Source organism: Methylobacterium sp. Leaf93, from assembly GCF_001422345.1.
GTDB lineage: Bacteria > Pseudomonadota > Alphaproteobacteria > Rhizobiales > Beijerinckiaceae > Methylobacterium > Methylobacterium bullatum.
Genome location: NZ_LMMS01000001.1, coordinates 15,001 through 33,403 on the forward strand (window position 1 = coordinate 15,001; position 18,403 = coordinate 33,403).

Here is an 18,403-nt window from a genome sequence, read left to right on the forward strand (position 1 = left end):
ACCCGCTTCGGGTAGTTTGCGCCACGGTCGTCGAGGCTTTCGACAAACGATGTGTTCTCGCGGCCCGGTCTCATCGAGGCCGCCACGCCGCGGATTCCGCACATCGACTGTCCGAAGGAGTCACGGCCCATGGACTTCCTCAAACCACGGTATACGCCTATGAACCGCCGCCGTCGCATCTACGAGGGCAAGGCGAAGGTCCTGTACGAGGGACCCGAGCCGGGAACGCTCATCCAGCACTTCAAGGATGATGCCACCGCCTTCAACGCGCAGAAGCACGAGGTCATCGACGGCAAGGGTGTGCTGAACAACCGGATCTCAGAGTTCGTGTTCCAGCACCTCAACGATATCGGCGTGCCGACCCACTTCATCCGCCGCCTCAACATGCGCGAGCAGCTGATCCGCGAAGTCGAGATCATCCCCCTCGAGGTGGTGGTGCGCAACGTCGCCGCCGGCTCGCTCGCCACCCGCCTCGGCCTCGAGGAAGGCACGCAGCTGCCGCGCTCGATCATCGAGTTCTATTACAAGAACGACGCGCTCAACGACCCGATGGTGTCGGAAGAGCACATCACCGCCTTCGGCTGGGCGACGCCCCAGGAGATCGACGACATCATGGCGCTGGCCATCCGCGTCAACGATTTCCTCTCGGGCCTCTTCCTCGGCGTCGGTATCCGTCTCGTGGACTTCAAGATCGAGACCGGCCGCCTCTGGGAAGGCGACCTGATGCGGATCGTCGTCGCCGACGAGATCTCCCCGGATTCCTGCCGCCTGTGGGACATCAAGAGCCAGGACAAGCTCGACAAGGACCGCTTCCGCAAGGATCTCGGCGGCCTGATCGAGGCCTATACGGAAGTGGCCAAGCGTCTCGGCATCATGTCCGAGAACGAGAAGGTCCAGTCCGGCGGCCCGCGCCTCGTCCAGTAGTCGACGTCACCGAGACGACATGACAAAGGGGCCCTGCGCGAGCGGAGGCCCCTTTGTCATGCGTATCCACGGAAGAGTGCGTGGCGGACCGCTATTGCGACGTCTCGGGGGCCGCCTCGGCGGGGGCCGCGGCACTTGCCGGAGCGGGCTTACGCTTGCGCTTCACCGCCGACTTGCCGGGCGCTCCGTGCAACGAGACGCTGATCTCATAGCTCTCGCTTAAGGGGCGTGGCACAACGAGGTTCTCCTCGATCACCGTAAACAGGCCCTGCGCTTCGCCCGGTCCGATCGACACCGCCACCTTGCGCGCCCGCGCAACGATGGTCTGGTCACCGGCCTTGATCGTGAAATAGACCGGGGCCTCGAACCGTCCGGGTCGTCCCTGGGGCCCCAGCAGAACCTGCCCCTCGACGCCGACCTTCACGCTCACCGAGCCATCGGCCAGGCGCACACATTCGCGGGCGAGACGACCGAGGGTGATCTGGCTGCGCAGGCTGGCATTGTCGTCGGCCCGGCCGCCATAGCTGCGCAGGGCCGCGCCGTTCTCCGCGACGTCGACCGTGGGGCAGTAGACCTCGCCGAGGTCTGCGGGCTGAGACGGCGGAACCGTGGTCCCGCCGTATTTGAGCATGTTACTGAACCAGTTTCCGTCCTCGGCCAGGGCCGCCCCGGGCATCGTGGCCGCCAAGGGCAGGAATCCCGCAATCAGGGCAATCCCGACCGTTTTCGCGCGTGTCCGCATCCTCAGATCCCGCTGAATCGCCGGCGCGGGGCGCCGGAACAGGCCTATTTCAAGCTGGCGAACCCGTCGCCGAAGCCCTTCATCGACAGGGGAATGCCGACCCCCTCCTCCGGGGTCTGGAACACAATGAACGTGGCCTGCACCCCGGCGCTGAACTGCTTGATGAGGTTGTCGTCCATGACCACCTCGGCAACGCAGCCCGTGGTGAGGCAGCGCACGAACCCGGCCCGTCCCACATCGGTCTTGTCGATCTTCAGGCCGAGGCCGGAGGGCAGCAGCACGCCCAGCGGCGCCACCACGCGCAGCAGGTAGCCGCGATTGTCCGCCGTCTTGAGGACGATGACGACGAGGGTGAGGTTGGGCCGGTCCTCAGCGGCGAGGTACTGGACCAGGGCGCATTGCTCGGCCTTCGCCCCCGCCGGCGTCTCGCAGCGCAGCTGCCAGTCCCCGAAGGTGTTGCGCACCATGCCCTGCGCCTCGGCACGGCCGCCCCCGGCCAGCCCCATGCCGGCGAGTGCGGCCATGCAGATCAGACCGATCCGCGCCGGACGCCCGAGAGAGGTCGCCCGATCCTCGGCGACCCGCCTCGCACGCCCCAGCATTGCTCGAAAACCCACGCGCCGATCCCTCTCGCCTCACCCCACATGGCTGGGGGGCACCCGATGAAACCCGCGGTGTTCCGACCATGCGCGGCTATTCTGTGTCAAGCGTGACCACTAGTTTACCCTCACGGACTATCGTTACCCGGAATGACGCCCTAGTTCAGAGGGCAAAGCTTCCTGCGCCAACGGACCGAGCCCATGCGATTTCCTGCCACCGCCGCGTTCCTGATCATCGCCGGGATCGCTCCCGCCTCCGCCCAGTCCCTGCCCGTCGACGAGACCACCTATGTGGAGCGGTCGCTCAACCGCGACGGGCCGCTCGTGGTCGAGCACCGGCCGATCCGGCGCATGCCGGGGGGCCGGATCAATTCCAATTCGGCCGAGATCGCCGGCTTCTGCCGCGATGGCGGGTATGTCCGTCGCCTGGACGAGTTCGGCAACCCGACGATCCTGCGCCAGCGCGAAGTCTGCGACAGCGTCGCCCCCCGCACGTTGCGGCCAGGGGACGTGGACGCCCGTCCGACCTGGCCGGTCGAGCAGGTCGAGCGGCGCCGGGTCCTGCGCGCACGCGGGTAGATCACGATCGGGCCCGGCTCGTGCCCTCGCCCCGCCCCTACCTCAGCCGTAGCGGTGGAGGCTGGCGCCGTTGCGCTTGAGCCAGCGTTCGGCCTCGTCCACATGCGGGCACAGGGATCCCAACAGCGACCAGAACCGCTGGGAATGGTTCATCTCGCGCAAATGGGCCATCTCGTGGGCCGCGAGGTAATCGAGCACCAGGGGCGGCGCCAGGATCAGGCGCCAGGAGAAGTTCAGTTCGCCGCGCGCGGTGCAGGAGCCCCAGCGCGAGCGGGTGTCGCGGATGGTGATCCGTGTCGGCCCTTGCCCGAGCTTACCAGTATAGATCGACACCGCCTGGGCCAGATCCTTGCGGACCTCCCGCTCCAGGAAATCCCTGACCCGGCGCGGCAGGTGGGGCGCCTCGCACGCCACGGAGAGGACCGGACCGCCTTCCTCCTCCGTCACCAGGGTCACGCCGCCGCGCTCGCTGCGGTGAACGATGCGATGGCCGACACCGCGAAGGGGGAGTTCGGCCCCCGCCTCGAACGCCACACGATCCGGAACCTTCGCGAGTCGCATGGCGATCCAGCCGCCATGGCTCACCGCGAAGGTGCGGGCCACGGCTAGGGACGTCCGGGCGGGCAGGGTCATCACCACCTCGCCGGTGGCGCTCGACACGCGCAGGGTCAGCCTGCGGGCCGCCGGGCGGCGGCGCAGCGCGACGCGGAGCTTCGCGCCCTCGTGGAGGATGTCGATATGGTCGGGATCGGACCCGCGCAGCAGGGCGACTCTCATCACGTCAGCTTAGCCGCAGCCTCCCGCCACCGCCATCGGCGCAGAGGTCACGTCCAGAACTTTCGCGGGGTCCCCCCCCCGCATCACGCCGCCGGGCGCTGCTCGATGGCCGGCAGAGCCTGCATCTCGCGGATGAACGACGCGATCCTCGGAGCGATGACCGTGCGATAGCGCGAGCCGTTGAACACCCCGTAATGGCCGACGCGCTCCTGCAGGTGATAGGCCTTGCTCTCGGGCGGCAGGTTCGGGGTGAGGTCGAGGGAAGCCCTGGTCTGTCCGACGCCGGAAATGTCGTCGTTCTCGCCCTCGATGGCGAGGATCGCGCAGGTCCGGATCGCCGCAAGGTCCACCCGCTCGCCGCGATGGAGCATCTCGCCCTTCGGCAGGGCGTGGTCGACGAAGACGGTCTTGATCGTCTGCAGGTAGAATTCCGCCGTGAGATCCATCACCGCGAGGTACTCGTCGTAGAATTCGCGGTGCTTCTCGGCGGAATCGCCGTCGCCGGTGACGAGATGGTCGAACATCTCGGTATGGGCGTTGACGTGGCGATCGAGGTTCATCGCCATGAACCCGCCGAGCTGGAAGAAGCCCGGATAGACGCTGCGCAGGGCACCGGGATACGCCAGCGGGACGATGGTGATGCAGTTCCGCTCGAACCATGCGGTGCCGCGCTCCTGCGCCAGGCAATTGACGGCGGTGGGCGAGCGGCGGGTGTCGATGGGGCCGCCCATCAGGGTCATCGAACGCGGCACCGGCATCGTGCCTTGCGCCTCCATCAACGCCACGGAGGCCAGCACCGGCACCGCCGGCTGGCACACGGCCATGACGTGAAGGTCCGGACCGAGCGCGAAGAAGATCTCCTTCAGGTAGTCGATATAGGTGTCGAGATCGAACCGTCCCTCCGTGATCGGCACGAGGCGCGCATCGGTCCAGTCGGTGATGAAGACCTGATGATTGGGGAGCATCGCCTCCACGGTGCCGCGCAGGAGCGTGGCGTAGTGCCCCGACATCGGTGCCACAATCAGGAGCTTGGGCTGTGGCTCGGAGGGGCCGCGCGCGAAGGAGCGGTCGAAGGTCACGACCCGGCAGAACGGCTTCTCCCACACCACCCGCTCGCTCACGGGCACGCTCGCCCCGTCGATCCAGGTTCCGGTGAGCCCGAAGGCCGGCTTGGCATAGCGCCGGGTTCCACGCTCGAACATCTCGCAGGCCGCGGCCATGGACTTCGCATAGGGCGAGTAGGCGAGCGGGTTGGCGGGATTCTCCAGGCTGTGCTTGACCATGTCGGCCGCCAGGCGCGCCGGGGCCGTCATCATGCGACCGAACTCATACCAGGTGTAGGCCAAGCTCATATCCGCCTCTCCCTCGCCGTCGCGCGACTCGACTTCCCGCGCGACCGGGCGCGGTAGAGAACGCCGCGCCTCGTGAAACGTTCGGCTCGGAACATTCGTACAAGTGCGGAGTGCGCAAGGACGGGCGCAATCGGCGGGCGAGCCATGGATTCCGACCGGACGAGCACTATCGTTGAGCGGACATGATCGACATGAGCACCAATGGCTTCGTCCGCGATGCCCGGCACCTTCGGCTCGACACCTTCGTGCGCCTGCGCTGGCTCGCGATCACCGGGCAGAGCGCGGCTGTTGTCGGCGCGCAGTTCGGCCTCGGCCTACCCCTGCCCTTCGGCTGGTGCTTCCTCGTCATCGCGGCGTCCTCCTGGCTGAACCTCGCCCTGCGGATCCGGTTTCCAGCCAGCTACCGCCTGAGCGACGATTCGGCGGCCCTGCTCCTCGCCTTCGACATCATCCAGCTCGCCGCCCTTCTCTTCCTCACCGGCGGCCTGCAGAACCCGTTCTCGCTGCTCTTCCTCGCCCCCGTGCTGATCTCGGCCACGGCCCTGCCGCCGGAGCGGACCCTGGCGCTGGGGCTCCTGGCGGTGGGGCTCGCGACCATGCTGGCGCTGATCCACCGGCCGCTGCCGTGGTTCGCGGACGGGCGGCTCGAACTCCCGTTCCTCTACGTCTCGGGGGTGTGGACGGCGATCCTCCTCGGCACGGCCTTCACCGGCGTCTATGCCTGGAAGGTCTCCGACGAGACCAGGCAGCTCGCCCAGGCCCTCGCGGCCACGGAACTCGTGCTGGCGCGCGAGCAGCACCTCTCGCAGCTCGACGGGCTGGCGGCGGCGGCGGCGCATGAGCTTGGCACGCCCCTCGGCACGATCATGCTCGTCACCAAGGAACTCACGCGCCAGCTCGCCCCCACGGCCTCACCCGCCGTGAAGGACGACCTCGACCTCCTGCGCGACCAGGTCGACCGCTGTCGCGGCATCCTGTCGAAACTGACCTCCCTCGACGGGGACGAAGCCGGCATCCTCCAGACCGTGACCCTGAGCCACCTCGTGGAGGAACTGGTGGCGCCCCAGCGTGCCATGGGTATCGCGCTCGATGTCACCACCCGGGGCGACGGCATCGAGCCGGCGTGCCGACGCAATCCGGGGGTGCTGTTCGGCCTCGCCAACATCGTCGACAACGCCGTGGACTTCGCCATCAGCCGCGTCGTCATCGAGGCGCGCTGGACTGCCGAGCGGGTCTCCCTTGAGATCAGCGACGACGGTCCGGGCTTCTCTAGCGAGATCCTGCTGCGGGCGGGCGAGCCCTATGTCACCACTCGAAGCCCCGACAAAACGCGCGGCGGGAACAGCGTCGGCGCCGGCCTCGGCCTCGGCCTGTTCATCGCAAAGACCCTGATCGAACGCTCCGGCGCACAGCTTACGCTCTCCAACGTCTCGGGCCACCAAGCAACCGGAGCGGTGGTCCGCGTATCCTGGGCGCGCCACATCTTCGAGCGCGACACGCTTCCCCGGCGCGGCACGGAATTCAACGCAGAGGTGCCCCTGCCCGAACGCAGTCCGGCCCCTATATAAGTTGTCAACAATTCGGTTTTGGAAAATGGAGGAGCGTCGGATGCTGACGCAGAGTGTAAGTCCGGGGCTTGCTGCCGATGCGCTGCAGACGTCGGAATCCGATCCGCTAGCGGCCTATGCCGACCGCACTTTGCTGATCGTGGACGACGACAGGCCGTTCTCAACCCGCCTGGCGCGGGCGATGGAAGCCCGCGGCTACGAGGTTCAGGTGGCCGAGAGTGTGGCCGAGGGCGTGTCCCTGGTGGAGAGCCGTGCGCCGGCCTTCGCAGTCATCGACATGCGCCTCGGCGACGGCAACGGCCTCGACGTGATCGCGCGGCTGAAGGAGAAGCGGCCCGAGGCCCGGGGCGTCATCCTCACCGGCTACGGCAACATCGCCACCGCCGTGACGGCGGTGAAGCTCGGCGCCTTCGATTACCTCGCCAAGCCCGCCGATGCGGATGAGATCCACGGCACGCTGATGGCGCAGCCGGGCGAGCGGGCCGACCCGCCGGAAAATCCGATGTCGGCCGATCGCGTGCGCTGGGAGCATATCCAGCGGGTGTACGAATTGTGCAGCCGCAACGTTTCGGAGACGGCACGCCGCCTCAACATGCATCGGCGCACGCTCCAGCGTATCCTCGCCAAGCGCGCGCCGCGCTGACCCGCCCCTGACGACGACCCCGGTGGCGCGATGTTGCGTGGGACCGGACCGGCGCTGTAAAGCTCCGGCCGCCCGCCGCAATCGCTGCTCCGGGGTCGACGGAGATGCATCCCCGTGAATACGCGCAACCTGATTACGATCGTCAGCATGATGGTGCTGGTGGGCACAGAAGTCTTCGCCGTCGCCATCGCCGCAGGCTGGGCAATCGCCGGCCTGTTCGATCTCGGTGATACCGTGGGCCACGTCCTCATGGTCCTGTTCAGTGCGATCGCCGCCTGGATCATGCTCCAGCTCTGGCGCCGGGCGGTGAGCATCGAGCCGATTCGCGCCGCCGCGCCGGCCGCCCGTCGCTGATTCACGACATAATCCCGAATCGCTCTTGCGGCTGACGGAGGCGGCACGGTCGGGGAAACATCCCCTCCGCGAGGGAGCAGCCGCGTTGCATGGTCGCCATTTCCCGACTATCGCCTGACGGGCCGAGCCACAGCACCGAGTCCGAGACCATGAAAGCCCGCATCATCGTCACCTTGAAGACCGGTGTGCTCGACCCCCAGGGCAAGGCGATCGAATCCGCTCTCTCGTCCTTCGGCATCGCCGGCATCGAGGGTGTCCGCCAGGGCAAGGTGTTCGACGTCGAGATCGCCGACACGGACCGGGCCAGCGCAGAAGCGACGCTGAAAAGCGCCTGCGAGAAGCTGCTCGCGAACACCGTGGTCGAGAACTACGAGATCGAGATCGTCTGATGCGCGCCGCGATCGTCGTCTTCCCCGGCTCCAACCGCGACGGCGACGTCGCCCGCGCCCTGCGCCTCGCCGGCGCGGAGGTGGTCAAGGTCTGGCACACCGAGACGGCGCTGCCGGCGGGCACCGACCTCGCGGTGCTTCCGGGCGGCTTCTCCTACGGTGACTATCTCCGCTGCGGGGCCATCGCCGGACGCGCCGCCGCCATGGATGCCGTCCGCGACCACGCCGCCCGCGGCGGTCTGGTGCTCGGCATCTGCAACGGCTTCCAGATCCTGTGCGAATCCGGTCTTCTGCCGGGCGTGCTGATGCGCAACGTCGACCGGCGCTTCATCTGCCACCGGCAGTTGCTCCGGGTGGAGCGTGCCGATACGCGCTTCACCTCGTCCTATGCTAAGGGACAGGTGATCGACGTCTGCGTGGCGCATGGCGAGGGCAACTACTTCGCCGATGCCGATACGGTGGCGCGCCTCGAAGGCGACGGCCGCGTGGCCTTCCGCTATTCCGACGCCTCCGGCGACCTGACCGTGGATGCCAACCGGAACGGCTCGCTGAACTCCATCGCCGGCATCTACAGCGAAAACCTCAACGTGCTCGGGATGATGCCGCACCCGGAGAACTTCGTCGAAGGTCTAATCGGCGGGGTCGACGGGCGCGGATTGTTCGAAAGCCTCGCGGCGTAACGTGTAAAGACCCCTCTCACCTTTGCGGGCTACGGCATTCACACGTCTCGCGGGCAGCACGAGTCCCCTCTCCTGAAAGGAGAGGGAGTTCCGCTGCGCCTCAGTCGAACTCTTTCGGACAGAAGAAACACCCGTAGAGAAGCTGGGTGAATCCAGTAGCCTCGCGGGAGAGGAGGCCGATGCAGCAGGCGGGAGAGGGGAGAACCTCTCTGGATGATGTCGCTCCCCTCATCCGACCCGCTGGCGCTGGCCACCTTCTCCCGTAGAGGAGAGAAGGAAGCGTCGCGCCTTCAATGCCCGTCGAATTCCATCAGCGTCCGCACCGGCACGTCGAGGTCGCGCAGCTTCTGCGCCCCACCGATCTCGGGCAGGTCGATGACGAAGCAGGCCGCCACCACCTCGGCGCCGATCTGGCGCAGCAGGTTGACGGCCGCGCAGGCCGTGCCGCCGGTGGCGATGAGGTCGTCGACCAGCAGCACTTTGTCGCCCGGCTTGATGGCATCCACGTGGATTTCCATCTCGTCGGTGCCGTATTCCAGCGCGTAGGCGATGGAGACGGTCTTGTGAGGCAGCTTGCCCTTCTTACGGATCGGCACGAAGCCAGATGAGAGCTGATGCGCCACCGCGCCGCCGAGGATGAAGCCCCGCGCCTCGATTCCCGCCACCTGATCGATTCGCCCGCCCGCGAAAGGGTGGACGAGCGAATCCACGGCCCGGCGGAACGCGCGCGGATCGCTCAGGAGCGTGGTGATGTCGCGAAAGACGATACCGGGCTTCGGGTAATCCGGGATCGAGCGGATCGAATCCTTCAGCGCGGAGTGGCGGCGGGCTTCCATTCGGGTGGCTTTCGCGAGGAGATGTCGGGATCGGAGCGGGTTAGGATATGCCGCGCCCCGGCTAGAAAGCCGGGGCCTCGAGCTTCAGGCGTTGGCGCGGCGCAGAAGCTTCACGAGATCGCCGTGCAGGCTCTCGTTGCCGGCCGCCACCGAGCGGGCGGCCAGGGGCTCCGCGCCGCCATCGGCGCTGGTGACGAAGCCGCCGGCCTCGCGGACCAGGATGATGCCGGCCGCGATGTCCCAGGTCTGCAGGTCACGCTCCCAGTAGAGGTCCGAACGGCCGCAGGCGACATAGGCGAGGTCGAGGGCGGCCGAGCCGAAGCGGCGGGCGCCGCCGGTCACCGCCATCACCGCCGCCACCTCGCGCAGGAGCTTCGGGTGGTCGCCGCGCCCGAGATAGGGCGAGCCGTAGGCGACGAGGGCGTCGGCGAGGTCTGTCCGGCCGGAGACGCGCAGGCGGCGGTTGTTGAGATAGGCGCCCTTGCCACGCTCGGCCACGAAGAGCTCGTCCTTGGCCGGATCGTAGATGACGCCGGCGACGATCTGGCCCTCGCGCTCGAGGCCCACCGAGATCGCGAAATGCGGGATGCCGTGGAGGAAGTTGGTGGTGCCGTCGAGGGGGTCGACATGCCAGGTATGGCTCTTGTCCTGCCCTTCGATGTTCCCAGACTCCTCGAGAATCAGGCCGTAGCCGGGACGCGCCTTCATCAGGGCGTCGCGCAGCACCTCCTCGGCCTTGCGGTCGGCGGCGGAGACGAAGTTGCCGGGGCCTTTACGCGAAACCTGGAGGTTCTCGATCTCGCCATAGTCGCGCTTGAGGCCGCGGGCGGCCTTGCGGACGGCGTCGACCATGACGGTCATGAGGGGTGAGCTGATCATCGATGCAAAGGTCCGGGTCGATTCAAAGAACGGTCTCGCGCGGCCATAGCATGTTTGCCGCCCGCCTCACCCCTCGCCGATGCGGGGCAGAGGAGAAACGCGCGCAGGCGCCCATGGATGCCGCATCGTCCGCGGCAAGCCGCGCGCGGGCAGTCGACGATGAGGTATCCCCATCGTCGACTGGTATCACTCCACCTTCATCCGCGCCTCAGCCAGTCGCTCGGCCCGGCCGCGTTCCTCGGCGGTGAGGCCGGCGAGGGTCTCGTCGAGCTTCGGATCGGAGCGCCCCTGGGCGGCAGCGGCGAGGTTCCAGGCCGCCGCCTCGACAGGGTTCTTCTGGATACCCCGTCCCAGGGCATAGAGGATGGCCACGCGATTCTGCGCGATGGCGTTGCCGCGCGACGCGGCGTGGAGGAAGTAGCGGGCCGCGCGGGCCTCGTCCTTTTCGACGCCGATGCCGTTGAACAGCAGGATCGCGAACTCGACCTCACCGGCGAGATCGCCGTTATCGGCGGCGCGCCGGAACCACTCGGCCGCCTGTTTGGGATCCTTCGGCACCCCCCTCCCCTGGAGGTAGAGCACACCGAGATCGTGCTGGGCGGGGCCGATCTCGCCCTCGGCCGCCTTGCGGAATAGCTCGGCGGCCTTGGCCTCGTCCGGCTCGGTTCCCGTGCCGATCAGGATCAGGGCAAGGTTGTAAGCGGCCGTGGTGTCGCCCTTTGCCGAGGCCTGTTCGAGCCAGCGGCGCCCGGCCTTCGGGTCTTTCGTGCCGCCACGGCCATCGATCGACATCAGGCCGAGGGAGGCCATGGCGTGGGTGTCGCCCTGGTTGGCGGCCAGACGATACCATTCGGCCGCCTTCACCGGGTCCTGCTTGACCCCGAGGCCCTGGTTGTAGAGCTCGCCGAGCAGCGTCATCGCCGCGGCGTCCTTGTTGTCGGCGGCGATCCGCTTCGTCGCCTCGCGGAAGGCGGTGGTATATTGGCCGCGCTGGTAGGCACCGAAGGCGATGTCCGGCTCGGTCTTCGAACGGGGCGGCACCGCGCCGGTCGCGCCGATGGAATACGGCGTCGGGAGTTCCCGCAGCTGCCCCTTCAGCGTCTCCTTGGGCCGAGGCGTCAGCGATTGGGGTCCGGCCGGGTCGGTCGGCATCACCTTCGGCGCTTCGGCGCGGGCAGCGAACGCCAGGCCCTCCGCCAAAGCGAGGGCGAGGACGGCCAGGCGGATCCGCCTCACGTATCGGCCTCCGACGCCGCGACCAATGCCTGGATGGCGGCAATATCCGCCCCTTCTCCCATCCACAGGTGGCTTTCCAGCCCGAGGAACTCGGCGCCCGTCGCCAGGAGCCCCTCCACCTGTGCGAGGTCATGGGCAACGGCGATGCACGGTGTCTCGAAGATCTCGACCCACCACTCCGCGCGCTCGCGCACGGTATCGGCATCGGGCGCGATCCCGTCCGAGTAGATCCCCCCGAACATCACGTAATCGACACCGGCCTCGCCGGCCTCCATCGCCGCGTGCTTCTGCTCATGCCCGCCGGCTCCGAGGATACGACCGTCGCTGAGGCGCTCGCGCAGATCCTGCAGGGCACCGTCCCGCGCCTTGTCGAGATGAACCCCGTCCGCCCCGCCACGCGCAGCCACGCTGACAACATCGCCGGCGAAGTCGGAGACCGTGATGACCAGGGCGGCGCCGGTCGACTGCGCCGCCGGAGAGAGGCGCTTGACGAGGTTCACGAGGCTGCGCTCGTCGGCCGGGGCGAGCCGCAGGACCACGGCCGCTACGTCCCCCGCCGCACAGGCGGCGGTCAGCGCTTCGGCGAGGGCATCGGCCCGGTCGGAATCCACCCGATGGGGGGACAGGAGTGCGAGGCGGGTGCGGGGTTCGGCCATTCTTGTCGTCCTAACGGCATCATCCCGAGGCGCGGGCTCCGCGTCTCGGGGACAGGCGATGCGAGATCACCGCGTCACGGCATGGTTCCGGATGCGATCCGGTACCACGGAACAGGGTCTCAGGCGGCGCCGATCTTCGGGTCGAGCGAGCCGTTGGCATAGCGCTTGGCCATCTCGGAGACTGAGATCGGGCGGATCTTCGAGCCCTGACCGGCGGTGCCGAATTCCTCGAAACGCTGGCGGCAGAGCTTCGTCATCGCATCCATGGCGGGCTTCAGGTACTTGCGCGGATCGAACTCGGCCGGGTTCTCGGTGAGAACCTTCCGGATCTGGCCAGTCATGGCCATGCGGTTGTCGGTGTCGATGTTGATCTTGCGCACGCCGTGCTTGATGCCGCGCTGGATCTCGGCCACCGGCACGCCCCAGGTGGGCTTCATCTGCCCGCCGTAGGAATTGATGATGTCCTGCAGATCCTGCGGCACCGAGGAAGAGCCGTGCATGACGAGGTGGGTCGTCGGCAGGCGGCGGTGGATCTCCTCGATCACGCTCATGGCCAGCACGTCGCCGTCGGGCTGGCGGGTGAACTTGTAGGCGCCATGGCTGGTGCCCATGGCGACGGCGAGCGCGTCGACCTTGGTGGCGGTGACGAACTTCACCGCCTCTTCCGGGTCGGTGAGGAGCTGGTCGTGGCTCAGAACGCCCTCGGCGCCGTGGCCGTCCTCGGCCTCGCCCTGGCCACTCTCCAGCGAGCCGAGCACGCCGAGCTCGCCTTCCACCGAGACGCCGGCCCAATGCGCCATGCGAGTGACGTTGCCGGTGATCTCGACATTATAGGCGTAGTCCGCCGGGGTCTTCCCGTCGGCCTTCAGGGAGCCGTCCATCATCACCGAGGTGAAGCCGTACTGGATCGCCGTGGCGCAGGTGGCTTCGTTGTTGCCGTGGTCGAGATGCATGCAGACGGGGATGTGGGGGTAGATCTCCACGAGCCCGTCGATGAGCTTGGCCAGCACCACGTCGTTGGCATAGGCGCGCGCGCCCTTGCTCGCCTGCAGGATCACCGGCGAATCTGTGGCATCCGCCGCCGCCATGATGGCAAGGCCCTGTTCCATGTTATTCAGGTTGAAGGCCGGAACGCCGTATTCGTATTCGGCGGCGTGATCCAGGAGCTGCCTCAGGGTGATACGTGCCATTGGTGTCTCCGAAAACGATGGGTTCGCCCTGTCGGGGCGCCATCCTCTGAAATTCGTCTGTCTTGTCGGACCTTAGCGGGTTCGTCGCAACTCGAAATAGGAGGGCCTAACTCGTGGTTCCCCACCCTGTCCCATCTGCTTCCTCATCCTGAGGTGCCGAAGCGGAGGGAAGGCCTCGAAGGAGCCCTCCTCCGAGGCCCGCCGACGCGAGCGCCTTCAGGATGAGGTTGAGTGTCAGGACGGCTCCGACCGATTAACCCTTGATACGTAGGGCCTCGACACCGGGCAGGACCTTGCCCTCCAGCCATTCGAGGAACGCGCCCCCGGCGGTGGATACGTAGGAGAAATCGTCGGCGACGCCGGCATGATTGAGGGCGGCCACCGTGTCGCCGCCGCCCGCCACCGACACGAGCTTGCCGGCCTTGGTACGCTCGGCCGCGTGGCGCGCCGCCGCCACCGTAGCGGCGTCGAAGGGGGTCAGCTCGAAGGCACCGAGCGGACCGTTCCAGACCAGGGTGGCGGCCTCGTCGATGGCGGCATCGATCTCGGCCACCGAGGCCGGGCCGGCATCGAGGATCATGCCGGTCTCCGACACGGCGTCGACGCCGACGGTCTCATGCGCCGCGTTGGCTTTGAACTCGGCGGCGACCACCGCGTCGACCGGCAGGATGATGCGACACTTGGCGGCTGCAGCGGCGTCGAGGATGCGGAGCGCCGTCTCGGCGAGATCCTTCTCGCACAAGGACTTGCCGACGGCTTTCCCTTGGGCGTGCAGGAAGGTGTTGGCCATGCCGCCGCCGATGACGAGCATGTCCACCTTGGCGACGAGGTTCTGCAGGAGATCGATCTTCGACGACACCTTGGCGCCGCCGACCAGAGCGATGACCGGCCGTGTCGGCGACTCGAGCCCCTTGGTCAGGGCGTCGAGCTCCGCCTGCATCAGTCGGCCGGCATAGGCCGGCAGTACATGGGCGAGGCCCTCGGTCGAGGCATGGGCGCGATGGGCGGCCGAGAACGCCTCGTTGACGAAGACATCGCCGTTGGCGGCGAGGGCCGCCACGAAACCGGCCTCGTTTGTCTCCTCGCCAGCGTGGAAGCGGGTGTTCTCCAGAAGGAGAACGTCACCGTCCTTCAACGCCGAGACGGCCGAGGACGCGGCCTCACCGATGCAATCCTCGGCGAAGGCGACCGGGCGGCCGAGACGGTCGGACAAGGCGGAGACCACCTGTTTCAGCGAATCGGCCGCCACCGGCTTGCCCTTGGGGCGACCGAAATGCGCCAGGAGCACCACGCGCCCGCCGCCATCGGCGATCTCCCGGATCGTCGGGACGATCCTTTCGATGCGGGTAGCGTCGGTGACGCGCTCCCCCTCCATCGGCACGTTCAGGTCGACGCGGAGCAGTACGCGCTTGCCCTGAAGGGAGCCGGCATCGTCGAGGGTGCGGAAAGCGGTCATCCTGGCCTTCAATGTCGTTGAGGAAACTATCAGCGCGGAGGGAGAAGCCCGTCGAGATGGAAGCGCTGTGCGGCGATGGTCAGCGCCACGGTGAGCACGGCCGTGATGATCGCGGTCAGCACGAGCGCGCCGGAACCGGGGAGCCGACGGGTACGATCGGCGACGGCACGGACTTCGCTGCGCAGGGCGGCGAGATCGGATTGGCGCGCCGCCTCGCTCATACGGGTGGTCGCACCTTCGATCTTCTCCTCCACACGGGAGAGCAGGGCCTCCGAGCGGGCGTACTTGTCCTCGATCCGCGCGCACTTGTCCTCGATCCGCGCGAGCTGATCGCTGCCGGGCGAGGAGGACACAGGCTCGGCCTTGCCGACGACGGCAGGCGGCGTCGCCTTCTGGTTGGCGATGGCCTGGGTCTCGGGCACGACACCCGTCGACGGGGGCGAATTATTCTCAAGTGGCTTGTTCTCGGGCGGCTTGGCGCCCGGAATGAAGGTGTTTCCGGTGGACGGGGTCGGCGAAGGCTCGGTCATTTCAGACGCACCGTTGCTGGTCGATCACAGGATATCGTTGGCGAGGCTTGTCGGGCGGCCCGAAGGCCGCCCCGGAGCGCCACTCTCAGAGCAGCTTGCCCATCGCCACGGCGGTGTCCGCCATGCGGTTCGAGAAGCCCCATTCGTTGTCGTACCAGGAGAGAATGCGCACGAACGTGCCGTCCATCACCTTGGTCTGGTCGAGGTGGAAGGTGGACGAATGAGGATCGTGGTTGAAGTCGATGGAGACGTTGGGCTGGTCGGTATAGGCCAGCACGCCCTTCAGCGGACCGTCGGCCGCGGCGCGGATTGCGTTGTTGATCTCCTCGACGGAGGTCTGGCGCTTGGCGGTGAACACGAGGTCGACGGCCGAGACATTGGGGGTCGGCACGCGGATCGAGGTTCCGTCGAGCTTACCCTTCAGTTCCGGAAGGACGAGGCCGACGGCCTTGGCCGCGCCCGTGGAGGTCGGAATCATCGACAGGGCGGCGGCGCGGGACCGGTAGAGGTCCTTGTGCATCTGGTCGAGGGACGGCTGGTCGTTGGTGTAGGAATGGATCGTCGTCATGAAGCCGCGCTCGATCCCGACGAGATCGTTGAGCACCTTGGCCACCGGCACGAGACAGTTGGTGGTGCAGGAGGCGTTCGAGATGACGAGGTGGTCGGCGGTCAGCTGATCGTGGTTGACGCCGTAGACCACAGTGAGGTCGGCGCCGTCGGCGGGGGCCGAGACGATGACGCGCTTGGCGCCGGCGTCGAGATGGGCCTTGGCCTTGTCCTTCGAGGTGAAGATGCCGGTGCATTCCAGGGCGATGTCGACACCGAGCTCGCGGTGCGGAAGCTCGGCCGGGTTGCGCACGGCGGTGACCTTGATGCGCTGACCGTCGACGACGATGAACTCGCCGTCCACCTCGACCTTGGCGTTGAAGCGGCCGTGGATCGAGTCGAAGCGCAGGAGGTGGGCATTAGTCTCGACGGGGCCGAGATCGTTGATCGCCACGACCTCGATATCCTTGCGGCCGGCCTCGTGGATGGCGCGCAGGATGTTGCGGCCGATGCGTCCGAACCCGTTGATGGCAACCTTCACCGACACGGCGTGAATCCTTCTATGTACCGGGCGCCGACCTGGCGGAACCCGTAAGCAGCAAGAGCGAGACAGCGGGCCGGAGGGGCGGAGCCGCCATTCGGCGTCGCTGTGTCATGTATACCGTTGAACGTCAGATGAACCGGTTGGCCCATCCTCGGACCCTCATGCGTCCACGAAAGGACCGATGCGGGATCGATGGCCGAACGGGTCACGGGCTCAAAATTCCCAATCTGGCGGTCGGCTCGAGGGGCGCGCGGTCTCTAACATGGGGGAAACCGCTGGCAAAGGTTTTGCCCGATCGATTCGTTTTCCTTCCCCGCATATGATGGCAAAGCGTCGATTTCGCGCGCGGATCGACAGAGGTTTGGCTACAAATCCGCGTTTCCGAAACAGATACGCCAGCTCCTTCATGATCCGGCGGAAGGTAGAACGATGAGCCAGACGCCAGACCGGCCGAACGTGGACCATGCCCTTGCTCGGCTCGATACGGTACTGACCCGCCTCGAGGCCTCGGTGGCCCATCGCCTTGAGGCCGAGCGCGAACCGGGCGACCTGGAAACGGAGCTCGCGATCATGGCGGAGGATCGCGCGCGCCTCGCGGCGGAACTCGACGCCGCCAGCGCGCGCCTCGCCACGGTGGAGGCGACCACGAGCGATGTCGGCCACCGCCTGGGGCGGGCGATCGAAGCGGTGGAGGGCGTGCTGGCCCGCCCCCGCGTCGCACGCTAGTCTGCCGCTTCTCACACCAGCCCTGTCGGACATGCCCCAGATCAGCGTCACCATCGACGGCAAGAGCTACCGGATGGCCTGCGCCGAAGGCGAGGAGGCGCATCTCTCGGCTCTGGCCGCGGAACTCGACACCCGCGTCACCGACATGAGGAAATCCTTCGGCGAGATCGGCGACATGCGTCTGCATGTGATGGCTGCCCTCACCCAGGCGGACGAACTCGCAGAGCTCAAGCGTCGCCTGGCGGATCTCGAGGCCGAAACGGTCACGCTTCGGGAGCGCGTCGAGACTGCGGACTCCCTCCGCGCCAACGAAGAGGCCCGTATCGCCGAAGGGCTCGGCCGGGCGGCGGACAGGATCGAGCGGCTGGCGCATGCGCTGGCGGCGGGATGAGCGTCCCGCGCACGATTGCCCGCCCCACCCCCTGGCGCGAAACGCCCGCCGACGCTACATGAGTCGAGCGGTGCTGCGGGGTTCGTCAGGAGTACTTTTCCCCGGGGCCTTATCGACTCCCCAGGGAGCTGTCCCTGGCCCTGTCCCTGGACTTGGCCAACACGGCGCCCACCTACACTGTAGGTTTCCCGGGATCGCAACTCCAACGGCTCACGTGGCTCCGCACTCTGATTTCCCCGCCCTGAAAGCCGAGCTTCGCAAGCAGGCCCTCGCCCAGCGTGACGGACTCGATCCCGAAACCCGCCGGGCCGGCGGCCTGCGGATCGCGCAGAGCGTCATGCGGGTCGAGGCCCTGGCCGATGCGGCCGTCGTCGGTGCCTTCTGGGCGATCCGCAGCGAGGTCGATCCGCTTCCCCTCATCGAGATGCTGTTCGCGCGCGGACAACGGGTCGCCCTCCCCAAGGTGACGCCGGACGGCCTGGTGTTCCGCGAATGGCGGGCGGGTGAGGCGCTGGTGCCGGGTTCCTTCGGCCTCAGCGAGCCGCGCGACGACCTTCCGCCCCTCGATCCCACCGCCCTCATCGTGCCGCTCGCCGCCTTCGACCGGCGCGGGCATCGTATCGGCTACGGTCGCGGCTATTACGATCAGGCCATCGAGCGGCTCTCCCGCAACGGCCCGGTGCTGACGATCGGTATCGCGTTCTCCGTCCAGGAAGTGGAGACCGTGCCGTCCGAGGCGCACGACCAGCCCCTCGACCATCTCATCACCGAAGCGGGACCGGTCCCGCTCGTCCGGGACTGACACC

The 18,403-nt window shown here is 67.5% G+C and carries 22 protein-coding genes and 1 other RNA gene; 11 read left to right on the top strand and 12 right to left on the bottom strand.

Annotated features, from left to right (window positions below; all coding sequences use genetic code 11):
• The first annotated feature begins 129 nt into the window (after positions 1-129).
• Positions 130-924, top strand: a complete 795-nt coding sequence (purC, locus tag ASF26_RS00065) for a phosphoribosylaminoimidazolesuccinocarboxamide synthase (RefSeq protein ID WP_026175628.1) — start codon at positions 130-132, stop codon at positions 922-924.
• Between the two features lie 91 nt (positions 925-1,015).
• Here purC and ASF26_RS00070 read toward each other — a convergent pair whose 3' ends face one another.
• Together ASF26_RS00070 and ASF26_RS00075 are read right to left on the bottom strand one after the other, a co-directional pair.
• The gene (locus tag ASF26_RS00070) at positions 1,016-1,666 is read right to left on the bottom strand and encodes a hypothetical protein (protein ID WP_056247790.1); all 651 of its coding nucleotides are present in this window, start codon (positions 1,664-1,666) and stop codon (positions 1,016-1,018) included.
• A 44-nt stretch (positions 1,667-1,710) separates the two neighbouring features.
• Positions 1,711-2,190, bottom strand: a complete 480-nt coding sequence (locus ASF26_RS00075) for an invasion associated locus B family protein (RefSeq protein WP_043764423.1) — start codon at positions 2,188-2,190, stop codon at positions 1,711-1,713.
• Positions 2,191-2,466: 276 nt separating this feature from the next.
• On the opposite strand from ASF26_RS00075, the gene ASF26_RS00080 reads away from it, so the two are divergent.
• Positions 2,467-2,844, top strand: coding sequence for a hypothetical protein (locus tag ASF26_RS00080; protein ID WP_056247793.1), 378 nt, complete (start codon positions 2,467-2,469; stop codon positions 2,842-2,844).
• Positions 2,845-2,886: 42 nt separating this feature from the next.
• Here ASF26_RS00080 and ASF26_RS00085 read toward each other — a convergent pair whose 3' ends face one another.
• The gene (locus ASF26_RS00085; RefSeq protein WP_056247797.1) at positions 2,887-3,621 is read right to left on the bottom strand and encodes a SprT family zinc-dependent metalloprotease; all 735 of its coding nucleotides are present in this window, start codon (positions 3,619-3,621) and stop codon (positions 2,887-2,889) included.
• An 83-nt stretch (positions 3,622-3,704) separates the two neighbouring features.
• Positions 3,705-4,973, bottom strand: a complete 1,269-nt coding sequence (gene phaZ, locus ASF26_RS00090; protein WP_056247800.1) for a polyhydroxyalkanoate depolymerase — start codon at positions 4,971-4,973, stop codon at positions 3,705-3,707.
• A gap of 182 nt (positions 4,974-5,155) precedes the next feature.
• On the opposite strand from phaZ, the gene ASF26_RS00095 reads away from it, so the two are divergent.
• From ASF26_RS00095 to purQ, 5 genes are all read left to right on the top strand, one after another.
• A complete protein-coding gene (locus ASF26_RS00095; protein WP_056247807.1) occupies positions 5,156-6,541 on the top strand; it encodes an ActS/PrrB/RegB family redox-sensitive histidine kinase in 1,386 nt (461 codons plus the stop codon).
• 40 nt (positions 6,542-6,581) lie between these two features.
• The gene (locus ASF26_RS00100) at positions 6,582-7,184 is read left to right on the top strand and encodes an ActR/PrrA/RegA family redox response regulator transcription factor (RefSeq protein ID WP_056147213.1); all 603 of its coding nucleotides are present in this window, start codon (positions 6,582-6,584) and stop codon (positions 7,182-7,184) included.
• A gap of 114 nt (positions 7,185-7,298) precedes the next feature.
• Positions 7,299-7,538, top strand: a complete 240-nt coding sequence (locus ASF26_RS00105) for a hypothetical protein (RefSeq protein WP_056247809.1) — start codon at positions 7,299-7,301, stop codon at positions 7,536-7,538.
• Positions 7,539-7,687: 149 nt separating this feature from the next.
• Positions 7,688-7,927, top strand: coding sequence for a phosphoribosylformylglycinamidine synthase subunit PurS (purS, locus tag ASF26_RS00110; protein ID WP_056247813.1), 240 nt, complete (start codon positions 7,688-7,690; stop codon positions 7,925-7,927).
• Positions 7,927-8,607 carry a phosphoribosylformylglycinamidine synthase subunit PurQ gene (purQ, locus tag ASF26_RS00115; RefSeq protein ID WP_018042054.1) on the top strand — a complete coding sequence of 227 codons (681 nt, stop codon included), beginning with the start codon at positions 7,927-7,929 and terminating at the stop codon, positions 8,605-8,607. Before purS ends, purQ begins: the two co-directional genes overlap by 1 nt.
• A gap of 290 nt (positions 8,608-8,897) precedes the next feature.
• Here purQ and ASF26_RS00120 read toward each other — a convergent pair whose 3' ends face one another.
• The 8 genes from ASF26_RS00120 to gap form a co-directional block, all read right to left on the bottom strand.
• Positions 8,898-9,443 (bottom strand): adenine phosphoribosyltransferase, encoded by a 546-nt coding sequence (locus ASF26_RS00120; protein ID WP_027170828.1) that lies wholly within the window; start codon positions 9,441-9,443, stop codon positions 8,898-8,900.
• An 84-nt stretch (positions 9,444-9,527) separates the two neighbouring features.
• Positions 9,528-10,322, bottom strand: coding sequence for an inositol monophosphatase family protein (locus ASF26_RS00125; RefSeq protein ID WP_026175625.1), 795 nt, complete (start codon positions 10,320-10,322; stop codon positions 9,528-9,530).
• 186 nt (positions 10,323-10,508) lie between these two features.
• Positions 10,509-11,558, bottom strand: coding sequence for a tetratricopeptide repeat protein (locus ASF26_RS00130; RefSeq protein ID WP_056247816.1), 1,050 nt, complete (start codon positions 11,556-11,558; stop codon positions 10,509-10,511).
• Complete coding sequence (locus ASF26_RS00135; protein ID WP_056247820.1) at positions 11,555-12,214, bottom strand: thiamine phosphate synthase; 660 nt, start codon at positions 12,212-12,214, stop codon at positions 11,555-11,557. The genes ASF26_RS00130 and ASF26_RS00135 overlap by 4 nt, the downstream gene beginning before the upstream one ends.
• Positions 12,215-12,333: 119 nt before the next feature.
• On the bottom strand, positions 12,334-13,404 hold the full coding sequence (gene fba / locus ASF26_RS00140) for a class II fructose-bisphosphate aldolase (protein WP_056247823.1): 1,071 nt from the start codon (positions 13,402-13,404) through the stop codon (positions 12,334-12,336).
• Positions 13,405-13,657: 253 nt separating this feature from the next.
• Complete coding sequence (locus ASF26_RS00145; protein WP_056247827.1) at positions 13,658-14,860, bottom strand: phosphoglycerate kinase; 1,203 nt, start codon at positions 14,858-14,860, stop codon at positions 13,658-13,660.
• Between the two features lie 29 nt (positions 14,861-14,889).
• On the bottom strand, positions 14,890-15,390 hold the full coding sequence (locus ASF26_RS00150) for a hypothetical protein (protein ID WP_056247831.1): 501 nt from the start codon (positions 15,388-15,390) through the stop codon (positions 14,890-14,892).
• An 85-nt stretch (positions 15,391-15,475) separates the two neighbouring features.
• Complete coding sequence (gene gap, locus ASF26_RS00155) at positions 15,476-16,483, bottom strand: type I glyceraldehyde-3-phosphate dehydrogenase (protein ID WP_056247834.1); 1,008 nt, start codon at positions 16,481-16,483, stop codon at positions 15,476-15,478.
• A 426-nt stretch (positions 16,484-16,909) separates the two neighbouring features.
• Here gap and ASF26_RS00160 point away from each other — a divergent pair, with 426 nt between their 5' ends.
• The 4 genes from ASF26_RS00160 (at position 16,910) to ASF26_RS00170 (ending at position 18,399) form a co-directional block, all read left to right on the top strand.
• Complete coding sequence (locus tag ASF26_RS00160; protein WP_018042045.1) at positions 16,910-17,206, top strand: DUF4164 domain-containing protein; 297 nt, start codon at positions 16,910-16,912, stop codon at positions 17,204-17,206.
• A gap of 31 nt (positions 17,207-17,237) precedes the next feature.
• Positions 17,238-17,597 carry a cell division protein ZapA gene (locus ASF26_RS00165; RefSeq protein WP_056147244.1) on the top strand — a complete coding sequence of 120 codons (360 nt, stop codon included), beginning with the start codon at positions 17,238-17,240 and terminating at the stop codon, positions 17,595-17,597.
• 67 nt (positions 17,598-17,664) lie between these two features.
• Positions 17,665-17,822, top strand: a non-coding RNA gene (ssrS, locus tag ASF26_RS21715) — 6S RNA.
• The gene (locus ASF26_RS00170; protein WP_056247837.1) at positions 17,812-18,399 is read left to right on the top strand and encodes a 5-formyltetrahydrofolate cyclo-ligase; all 588 of its coding nucleotides are present in this window, start codon (positions 17,812-17,814) and stop codon (positions 18,397-18,399) included. Before ssrS ends, ASF26_RS00170 begins: the two co-directional genes overlap by 11 nt.
• Positions 18,400-18,403 lie beyond the last annotated feature (4 nt).